We start from the raw sequence: 11,355 nt of genomic DNA, 5'->3' as shown, positions 1-11,355 counted from the left end.
TCAAGAAATCAGTTTTTCCAGATCATCGAGGGATAGACGTTTGAGGGCCTCCAGTGATTTAGCCAATTCATCCTGAACGGGCGACATTTCGACGCGCAGCGCTTCGATCCGCGCGCAGAAATCCTTGAGCGTGTCGGTTTCGAACAGCGCCTTGAGCGGCACCTTGTCGCCCAGACGTTCCTGCACCCGGGTCACCACCAGCGTCGCCAGTAACGAATGGCCGCCGAGCTGGAAGAAGTTGTCCGCCAGCCCTACCCGCTCGACTTCCAGCACTTGCTGCCAGATCGTCGCGACCTCCCACTGCAAGTCGCTTTGCGGTGCCTGGTATTGCTCCTGCGTCGGGCTCTCGCCCAACGCCATCAGCGCCTTGCGATCGAGCTTGCCGTTGGGCGTCAGCGGGATCGCGTCGATCAGGTGCAGATGCCCCGGCACCATGTGCGCCGGCAAGCGACTGGCCAAGGCATTGCGTACCCGCTCGGTCAGCGTCGACCGCTCGCTGTCCGGCGCGGCGACGAGGTAGGCATGCAGGTGTTTGCCAGCGGCGCCGTCCTGCGCCAGTACCACCGCTTCGCCGATATCGTCGAGTTCCAGCAGGCGCGCTTCGATCTCGCTGAGTTCGATGCGGAAGCCGCGAATCTTCACCTGATGGTCGGCGCGACCGATGTACTCGATGTTGCCCTCATCGCCCTGGCGCACCAGATCGCCGGTGCGGTACAGGCGCTCGCCATTGCTCGCGTAAGGATTCGGCACAAAGCGTTCGGCGGTCAGCGCGGCGCGGCGCAGATAGCCGCGAGTCACCCCGGCACCCGCCAGATACAGCTCGGCCGCCACGCCCTCGGGCAGCGCCTGCAACTGACTGTCGAGCAGGTAGACCACGGTGTTGTCCAGCGGCCGGCCAATGTTCGCCCGGCCCTGCGGTGTGCGCAGGGTGAAGGTCGAATAAGTGGTGTCCTCCGACGGCCCGTAGAGGTCGTAGACCTGCTGCACCTGAGTGCTGGCGTAGAGGCTGTCGACCAGACTCTGCTTGAGCGGCTCGCCGGCCAGATTGATGGTGCCGACCGAAGTCGGGATCTGCCCGGCCCGTTGCAACGCGGCAATCGCCGACGGCACGCTGTTGATCAGCGTGACCTGATCGCGCGCCGGCAAATCCGCCAGCGCCAGAGCGTTGTCGGCCAGCACCAGGCAGCCACCGCAGGCCAGCGTGACGAAGATTTCCCACACCGACAGGTCGAAGCAGATCGAAGTCGAAGCCAGCACACCGCGTAATTGCTCTTCGCGATAGACCCCCGCCGACCATTGAATCAGCGCCGACAGATTGCCGTGGCTGATGGCTACGCCTTTCGGTTTGCCGGTGGAGCCGGAGGTGTAGATCACGTACGCCAGATTTTCAGCCGCGAGGTTAACCAGCGGCGCAGTGGCCGGGCATTCGCTGGCGACGTTCTCGTCCACCAGCAGCACCTGCGCACTCAAGGTTTCGGGCAGCATCGCCAATGCCGCTGGCTCAGTGAGCAGCACCGCCGCGCGGCTGTCGTCGAGCATGTGCAGCAAGCGTTCCTGCGGGTAATCCGGATCGAGCGGCACGTAGGCGCCACCGGCCTTGAGGATCGCCAGCAAGCCGACCAGCATGTCCGGCGTGCGGCGCATGCACACGCCGACGCGCACTTCCGGCCCGACGCCCATGCCTTGCAGCTTGTGCGCCAGACGATTGGCTCGGGCATCGAGGTTTTGGTAAGCGATGGATTGCTCAGCGAACAGCACCGCGTTCGCCTGCGGTTGACGTTGCACTTGCGCGGCAATGTACGCCAGCACCGTGCGTTGATCCGGCGTGGTAACCGGCGCCTTGCCCCACTCGATCGCTTGTTGCCGTTGTGGCTCGGCGAGCAGTTGCAGCGCGCCCAGCGGCTGCGTGGCGTCGGCGAGGAACTGCTCGAGCAGGCCTTGCAACTGCGCACTCAACGCATTGATCGCTTGAGCGTCGAAACTGGCCTGATCGTAACTCACGCCCAGACTCAGCTCACGGCCGGTGATCGCCACCAGGGTCAGCGGATAATTGGTCTGCTCCTGACGGCGGATCGCCGAGAATTTCAGGCCGGTCTGCGGACCCTGAGCCAAGGCCTCGGCCATCGGGTAGTTTTCGAACACCAGAATGCTGTCGAACAACGCCCCGGCGCCCATACCGGCCCAGCGCTGAATGTCATACAGCGGCGTGTGTTCGTGCTCGCGCAAGGCCAGGTTGAGGTCTTGCACCTGTTGCAGCCATTGGCTGACGCCGATCTCCGGCGATGGCGCCGCCACCACCGGCAAGGTGTTGATGAACAGGCCGATCTGCTGCTCGACACCCGGCAAATCCGTCGGCCGCCCGGCGACAGTCGCGCCGAACGTCACGTGATCCTGGCCCGTATAACGCTGCAACAGCAGCAGCCACGCCGCTTGCACCAGCGTGTTGAGCGTGACTTTCTGCTCGCGGGCGAAGCGGTTCAGTTCTGCGGTCAGCGGTTCGCTGAACACATGCTGGTGATCGGCATAGCCGCTGGCCGCGTGCCTGACCGGCATGGCACTGGCCAGTCGCGTCGGCTCTTCGAGATCCGCCAGCGCCGTGCTCCAGAACTGCCGACTGGCTTGCTGATCGCGCTGGCCGAGCCATTCGATGTAATCGCGATAACGCCCCTGCCCTGTGCTCGGCACGATGCCGGCGTAACGTTGCAGCACTTCGCCGAACAACTGCGAAGTGCTCCAGCCGTCCATGAGGATGTGATGGCAGGTGTAGATCAGGTGATGAGTGTGCTCATCGGTGCGCACCAACGTCACGCGCAACAGCGGTGCGTCGAGCAGATCGAAACCGTTGTGCAGGTCTTCAGCGGCGAGATGATCAAGTGCTGAATCAAGGCCGGCGCGACCGCGCCAGTCCTGCACCTGCCACGGCATCTGCACACGGCTGCGGACCACCTGCACCGGCGCGGCGGCATCCTGCGGCCAGACGAACGCCGTACGCAGAATATCGTGGGCTTCAAGGGTCTGCTGCCAGGCCTGGCGGAAGCGCTCGGCGTCGAGCTGCTCGACATCGACGCGCAGCTGATTTGTGTAGGCCGGGCTATCCGGCTCGTTGCGGCTGTGGAACAGAATGCCTTGCTGCATCGGCGACAGCGGGTACAGATCGACGATGTCACGCGGCGCAATCGGCAATGCCGACAGCTGCGCCTGGGTCAGGTTGGCGAGGTTGAAATCCGAAGGAGTCACGCCACCTGCGCCGCTCGCGCAGCAATGTTCGATCAGGCGTTCCAGTTCGCGGCGATAAGCCTCGGCCAACGCCTCGATGGTCTCGGCGCGGTACATGCCGGTGCCGAAGGTCCAGGTCAGTTCCAGCTCACCGCCGAGAACCTGTCCGTCGACGCTCAGCCAATTGCCCAGCGGCGCTTGCCCATCCTGATTGGCGCCAGTGCCGTCGCTGCTTGGCAAGAACAACGCGCCCTGCTCAGCGCTGAACGCGCCGTCGAACTGACCGAGGTAATTGAAGGTCACCCGTGGTTGCGCCAGCGTCTGCAACTCGGCAGCACGCGTGAGGTAACGCAGCACGCCATAACCGATGCCTTTGCCCGGCACGGCGCGCAGTTGCTCCTTGATCGCGCACAGCGACGCAGCGGGATTGGCCTGCGGGGTCAGGCGCACCGGGAACAGGCTGCTGAACCAGCCGACCGTGCGGCTCAGGTCGATGTCTTCGAACAGGTCTTCACGACCATGGCCTTCGAGCTGGATCAACACCGAAGGCTGCTCGCTCCAGTCACACAACACCCGCGCCAATGCGGTCAGCAACAGGTCGTTGATTTGCGTGCGGTAGGCCGCCGGGGCGACTTTCAGCAGTTTGTCGGTCAATGTCTGGCTCAGGCGCGTACTGGCGCGGGCGGCCTGGGCGCGGGTCTGGCTGTCCTCGGCGAAATCCCGTGGCAGTGCCGCGTCAGCCGCCGCCAGGGTCTGGCGCCAATAAGCGCTTTCGGCCGCCAACGTTTCGCTCTCTGCATAACGATGCAACTGCTCGGCCCAGTTGTGCAACGAACTGCTCTGGCTTGGCAACACTGGCGCCGTCCCCGCCGCCCATGCGTGGTAAGCCTGCTGCAAGTCGTCCAGCAGAATGCGCCACGACACGCCGTCGACCACCAGGTGATGAATCACCAGCAACAAGCGCTGCTCGGCGTTCGGCAGGTTGACCAGCACCGCGCGCAGCAAGTGCCCGCGTTGCAAATCCAGGCTGCGCTGCGCTGCGTCGGCCACGGCCGGCAAGGCATCGAGGCTGTCCAGCTCGCGAACCCAGAGCAATTCGGCATCGCGCTGAGTCTGCGGCAACGCCTGCCAGCTATCGCCCGACTGCACGAAACTCAGGGCCAAGGCCTCGTGCTGTTCTACCAACGCTGCCAGCGCCGTACGCAGATGCGCGGCGTCCAGCGCCAGGGTCGGTTGCAACATCACCGACTGATTCCAGTGCTGACGCTGGGCAATCGGCGTCTCGAAGAAGCGCACCTGGATCGGCAGCAACGGCAACGGCCCGCGAGCCACTGGTGCCGCGACGGCAGCCGGTTTGGCTTCGATCAGTCTGGCCACAGCAGCCAGTTGGCCGATGGTCTGTTTTTCGAACAACTGCTTGGGGCTGAGCTTGATGCCCTGGCGCTTGGCCCGGGCGATGATCTGCAAGCTGAGGATCGAGTCGCCGCCCAGTTCAAAGAAGTTATCGCTGCTGCCGACCCGCTCAAGCTTGAGCACCTCAGCCCAGATCGCGGCCAGTTTCTCTTCGATCTCACCGACCGGCGCGACGAACTGCTGGCTGACCACGCCGGGCACTGGCAAGGCACGCTTGTCGAGTTTGCCGTTGGCAGTCAGCGGCAGCTTTTCCAGCAACAGCAACTGTGCCGGCACCATGTAATCCGGCAGCCGCGCCTGCAATTGCTCGCGCAGATCCTGCGCCTGCACCTTCGCGCCCACTGCCGGCACGCACCACGCCAGCAGTTGCAGGCGCGCCGGATCGTCATCCAGTGGCAGCGCGAGCACAGCGGCTTCGCTGACGCCGTCGAGACTGAGCAACAGCCGCGCGACTTCCGCAGGCTCCACACGGTAGCCGCGCACTTTGACCTGATCGTCGGCACGACCGATGAACTCAAGCGCCTGCTCGCGATTGCGCCGGACCCGGTCGCCGCTGCGGTAGACCCGCGCGCCCGCTGCGCCGAACGGTTCGGGCAGGAAGCGTTCGGCGGTCAGCGCCGGCTGATTCAGGTAACCAAGGGCAACGCTGTCGCCGCCGATGTACAGCTCACCGGCGACCTGATCGGCTACCGGGTTGAGCACATCGTCGAGCACATAGACATGGGCACCGGCCAACGCCGTGCCGACCGGAACACTGCGTGCTTGCGCGGCAAGCACTTCGACCTCGTGGGTCAGCACGCCCACGGTGGTTTCGCTCGGCCCGTAGTGGTTGATCAGGCGGCAGCCCGGCTTAAGTTGCTGCACACGCTCGACCAGCGCCGGCGAACAGGCTTCGCCGCCGACGATCAGTGCGTGTTCCGGCAGCACATCGGCAGGCTTGGCCGCCTGCAAAAGCGCGGCGAGATGCCCGGGGACGATCTTCAGCACGCCAACGCGATGGCAGGCCATGTATTCGGCAAAGCGATCCGGGTCGAAGCCGAGTTCTTCCGGCAACACATGCAGCAGTCGGCCCGAGCACAACGCACCGAACAGCACGGTGAAGCCAAGGTCGGCGGCGATGGTCGAGACCAGCGCCATGCTGGCCTCGGGCGCCGGCGCCAGACGCTCGAGTACACCGCGCACATAACTGCCCAGCGCGCCGTGGCTGACCAGCACGCCCTTGGGTTGCCCGGTGGAACCGGAGGTGTGAATCACGTAGGCCGGCGACTGCGCATACAGCGTCAGCTCAGGCGCGGACGTCGGCAGCGAGTGCCACTGCCCTGGCGCAAACTCCAGACCCTGACAGCCCTCAGCCGCCAGTTCGCTGAGCCGTGCGTCGCCTTCAGCACCGATCAGCGCCCGCGCCTGGGCAGCGCCGAGCATCTGCTTCAGGCGCGCGCTTGGCGCCTTGACGTCGAGCGGCATGTACACCGCGCCAGCCTTGAAAATCGCCAGCAGGCAAGTCAGCCAGTCCAGCGAACGCTCCAGCAGCACCGCCACCGGTTCGCCAACGTTGACGCCCTGCGCACGCAAATAATGGGCGAGACGGTTGGCTTGTTCATCCAGCGCCTGGAAAGTCACCGTTTGCTTGAGATCCCGAGCGGCCAGCGCCTGCGGCTGCCGGGCCACTTCACCCGCCCAGTGTTGCAACACCGTCAACGCCGGTTCGCGTTGGATGGCATGCGCAGCAGGCCGTGGTGTGGCAACCGTATGTAATGGCGCCTGCGGCGAGTCGAGCAACTGTGTAAACAGATCCAGCAACATCGGCACAAAACCGGCGACCGTTTCCGCCCGATAGAGATCGCTGGCGTAGGTCATCTGACCGTGGATCAGTGCGCCGTCGTCGGTGATGTCCAGGGCCAGATCGAAATGCGTGCCGTCCTTGGCCAGCGGGTATTCGCTGACGGTCAGGCCGGGCAAGGCCATCGAGCGTTGTTTCTGCATGCCGACGTTCTGGTTGAATTTGGCCTGGAACAGCGGGTTGTGGCCCAGGGTGCGTTCGGCGACCAATTCGTCGACGAGTTGCTCGAACGGCAATTCCTGATGCGCCTGCGCGCCGAATGCCGCTTCACGCACCTGCGCCAGCAAATCGGCGAAGCTGGCGCACTCATCGACCTGGCAGCGCAGCACCTGAGAGTTAACGAAGAAACCGATCAGCCCTTCGACTTCGGCGCGGCCACGGTTGGCATTCGGCACGCCGACACGAATGTCGCGCTCGCCGGCCAGACGCGAAAGGAACAACGAGAACCCGGCCAGCACCAGCATGAACAGGCTGATGCCCTGGCTGCGGGCGAAGACGTTGAGCTGTTGCGACAGGTCGGTGCCGAAATCAAAGCCCAGGGTCTGCCCGGCGAAGCTCTGGGTCGGTGGTCGGGCAAAGTCCGCTGCCACTTCCAGCAGCGGATGCTCGTCGCCCAGTTGCTGACGCCAGTAGTCGAGCTGGCGTTCGCCCTCGCCGGCCTCCAGCCAGCGCCGCTGCCAGATCGCATAGTCGGCGTACTGCAATGGCAACGCCGGCAATTGCGGCTCGCGCTGCAGGCTGAACGCCTGATAGCACTGCACGAACTCCTTGACCATGACGTCCATCGACCAGCCATCGGAGACGATGTGATGCATGCTCACCACCAGCACGAACTCATCGTCGGCCAAAGCAAACAGGCTGGCGCGCAATAACGGGCCGTGGCGCAGATCGAACGGTTGCGCGGTGACGTCTTGCACGTGTTGCGCGAGCACTTTTTCGCGCTCTTGCACGGCGGTGCCGGTCAGATCAAGGCGGTCCAGGGCAATTTTCTGCTGCTCGAGAATCACCTGATGCGCTTGATCGCCATCGGTGTGAAACACCGTGCGCAACACTTCATGGCGCGCCAGCAGATGATCGAACGAGCGGCTCAAGGCAGACTCGTCCAGCCGGCCTTTCAGACGCAAGCCAGCGGCCATGTTGTACGCGGCGCTGTGCGGCTCCAGTTGCCAGAGAAACAGCAGGCGCTGCTGGGCGAACGACAGGGGAATCTGCGCACAGTCGTGGCGGCTGACCGGCAGCGGCAACAGGCTGAAATCCTTGCCCTCCTCGCGCAATTTGGCCAGAAACAGCCGACGCTGTTCCAGCGGCAGGCCGACGAACCTTTTTGCAATACGTTCCGCCATCGTGCCGCTCATACTTCTTCTCCTTGCAAAGCATTCATGAACTGATCCAGGTCGGACCAGTCGTCGTCGCCGCTCGCCTCGGCCAGTTGCCCGAGCACCTCGGCGAGATCCGCCAGCAGCGGTTTTTCGAACAGGCTGCGCAGCGGCAGCACCACGCCCATCTGCTCCTTGACCCGGGCAATCACTTGCGCGGCCAACAACGAATGGCCGCCCAGTTCAAAAAAGTGATCGTCCAGGCCCACACGCGGCACGTGCAGCACCTCGGCCCAGACCTGCGCCAGACATTGTTCGGCCGGTGATTGCGGGGCGCGGTAATCGCCCTGCAACTGCGCCGGATCCGGCGTCGGCAAAGCCTTGCGGTCGAGCTTGCCGCTCGGCGTCAGCGGCAGGTTCGCCAGCAACAGCAGATGCCCCGGCACCATGTAATCCGGCAGGCTGGCTTGCAGCGCGGCGCGGGTCTGCTGACGGAATGCCGCTTGCGTCGCCGCGCTGGCGAGCACCGCAGGTTCTGTCACAACGTAGGCGACCAGTTGCGCACCGCCCGCGAACGGCACCGCCAGCACCACTGCTTCGCGAACGCCCGGACATTGCTGCAGGCGCGATTCGATCTCGCCCAGTTCGATGCGAAAGCCACGAATCTTCACTTGATGATCGACCCGGCCGACATACTCCAGCGCGCCATCGCCGCGCAGCCGCACACGGTCGCCGGTGCGATACAGGCGCTGGCCGTCGGCAAACGGATCGACAATGAACCGCTCAGCGCTGAGGCTCGGCTGACGGTGATAACCGCGCGCCAGCCCCGGCCCACCGATGTACAACTCGCCCACCGCGCCTTGCGGCAGCAGGTTCAGATCATCGTCGAGCACGTACAGGCGCCGCGCTGCCAGTCCGTGGCCGATCGGCATGCCGCGCCACGACACGTCTTGGGCGGTCAGCGCGGTGCAGTCATGAATCGTCGAGACCACCGTGGCCTCGGTCGGGCCGTAGGTGTTGAGCAGGCGCACATGGCCGAGCCCGGCCTGTTGCCACAAGCGCAAACCGTCCACCGCCATGGCTTCACCGCCGACGTGAACCTGCCGCAGCGCGCCGAAACTTGCCCGCGGTTTCGCCGCATATTCCTGCACCAGCCAATACCAATAAGCCGCTGGCAGATCAGCCAGGGTAATGCCCTGATCGATGATCACCTGATGCAGCGTCGCGCTGTCCCACAGCGGTGCATCGCGCATGACCACGCTGGCGCCATGGCACAGCGGCGGGAAAAACTGCTCGACGAAACCGTCGAAACTGCTGGTGGCGAATTGCAGAACCCGGTCGCCTTCGCGCAGATCGCTGTAATCGATGGCGCGGGCAATGAACTCGCTCAGCGCGCCATGACTGACCGCCACCCCTTTCGGCCGTCCGGTGGAGCCAGAGGTGTAGATCACGTAAGCGAGGTTGTCGGCTTCGACCGTGACCGGCAGGTTGTCGCTCTGCTCGCTGTCGGGCAACTGCTCCAGACACAGGCATTCGATGCCGTCGAGCGGCGGCAGGCTGGCGAGGCTTTGCTGGTCGCCGAGCAACAGTTTCAGGCCGCTGTCAGCGAGCACGTGGCGCAGGCGTTCGGCCGGGGTCTGTGGGTCCAGCGGCACATAGGCACCACCGGCCTTGAGCACGGCCAGCAGCGCTACCGCCAATTCCAGAGAGCGCCCCAGCGCAACACCGACCAGCACGTCCGGGCCGACACCCTGTGCGCGCAACTGACGGGCCAAGCGATTGCTGCAGCTGTTGAGTTCGTCGTAGCTGAATGCCGGCGCAGGCGCTGTGGCCAACCGCACCGCCGGCGCTTGCCCAGTGCGTGCTACTTGCGCTTCGAACAGGCTTTGCACGCTAATGAAACGAGGCGCTGGCGCGGTGGCCTGGATCAAGGCGTGGCGTTCGTCTTCGGCAAGCATCGCCACATCGCCGATCAACTGCTGCGGATCGCGGCACACCGACTGGAGAATCTTGCGCCAATGCCCGGCCAGCGCGGCGATGGTCGCGGCGTCGAAAATATCCGTGGCGTAAGTGAAGGCAGCAAACAGTTGCTCGCCCTCCTCGCGAGTGTCGAGCATCAGGTCACTGGTGGCCGCATGTTGCCGGCCGCTGCCGGCCAGTTGCTCCTCGCTCAAATAGCCCACGCGCAAACCCGAGGCCAGTTGCGCCTGGTGCAGATCGGTGACCAGCGGCTGGTGGTTGAACATCACTTGGAACAGCGGATTGTGGCTCTGGCTGCGCGCCGGTTGCAGGGCTTCGATCAGGGCGTCGAACGGCAGATCCTGATGGGCCTGGGCGCCGAGGGCGGCCTGGCGCAGGTTCTGCAGCAACTCGGTGAACGGCGTTTGTGCGGTGACCACGCTGCGCAGGATCTGGGTGTTGACGAAGAAGCCGATCAACCCTTCGGTTTCACTGCGGGTGCGGTTGGCGATCAGCCCGCCGACACGAATATCGGTCTGGCCGCTGTAGCGATGCAACAGGGTCTTGAACGCTGCCAGCAACACCACGAACAAGGTTACGCCCTGACGCTGGGCAAGGTTTTTCAGCTCTTCGCGCAGGGCTGCGTCGATCACCGTTTCCAGGCGTGCGCCCTGATGGCTGGACTGCGCCGGATAGGCGCGATCGGTGGGCAATTCCAGCACTGGATGTTCGTCGCCCAGTTGCGTGCGCCAGTAGTCCAATTGCCGCTCGCGCTCACCGGCCTCCAGCCAGCTGCGCTGCCACAGCGCATAGTCGCGGTAATGCACGGTCAAGGGCGCCAGCGTCGGTTCACGCCCGGCGGCCAACGCGTCGTAGGTGCGCATGAATTCGTCGATCAGAATGTTCATCGACCAGCCGTCAGCGATGATGTGATGCAGGGTCAGCAGCAACACATGTTCCTGCTCGGCCAGGCGTAACAGACGCAGACTCAGCAGCGGGCCGTTCTGCAGGTCGAAGGCCTGGGTCGCCTCGGCCATCATGTGCTGCTGCGCCAGCGGCCAGCGCTGCGCTTCGGGCACCGTGCTCAGGTCAGTGACGGGCAGTTTTAGTGGCTTTGGTTCGGCCACACGCTGGAAGGCACACTCGCCGTCCTGGCCGAAGGTGGTGCGCAAACATTCGTGGCGCGCCGCCAGACGGCTGAAGGCCTGCTCCAGTGCCTCGACTTGCAACTCACCATCCAGACGCACCGCCATCGGCAGGTTGTAGGCGGCGCTGGTCGGCTCCAGCTGCCAGAGAAACCACATGCGCTGCTGCGCGTAAGACAGGCCGTCACGCTCGGCGATGCCGTCGCAGGCGGTCATGGGAAGCTGCGCAAAATCGATGCCTTCGCGGGCCATGCCGGCGAGGAACAGACGGCGTTTGTCCTGGGGCAATTCGATAAAGCGGCGGGCTAGTTTCTGTGCGTCTGCGGCATTCATGCGTGGAGTCCTTGCTGATCGGCGGCGTGACCTGGAGACCCGGTCGTATCAACAAGAACGAATGGCCCGCGCGATGATTTAGCGCGCCAGCGGCAATCACGGCCCGACAGTTCAAAGGCCAGACAGACAAATG

General features: G+C 64.4%; 2 protein-coding genes. Both read right to left on the bottom strand.

All coding sequences use genetic code 11. The features are described from left to right. A complete protein-coding gene (locus tag NF676_RS09925; protein WP_252887630.1) occupies nt 1-7,824 on the bottom strand; it encodes a non-ribosomal peptide synthetase in 7,824 nt (2,607 codons plus the stop codon). Beyond that, entirely contained in the window at nt 7,821-11,222 is a 3,402-nt protein-coding gene (locus tag NF676_RS09920; RefSeq protein ID WP_252887629.1) for a non-ribosomal peptide synthetase, read from the bottom strand. The genes NF676_RS09925 and NF676_RS09920 overlap by 4 nt, the downstream gene beginning before the upstream one ends. Nucleotides 11,223-11,355: the final 133 nt, after the last annotated feature.

The organism is Pseudomonas siliginis (assembly GCF_024072275.1).
GTDB lineage: Bacteria > Pseudomonadota > Gammaproteobacteria > Pseudomonadales > Pseudomonadaceae > Aquipseudomonas > Aquipseudomonas siliginis.
This window is presented reverse-complemented; position numbering and strand designations above follow the sequence as displayed.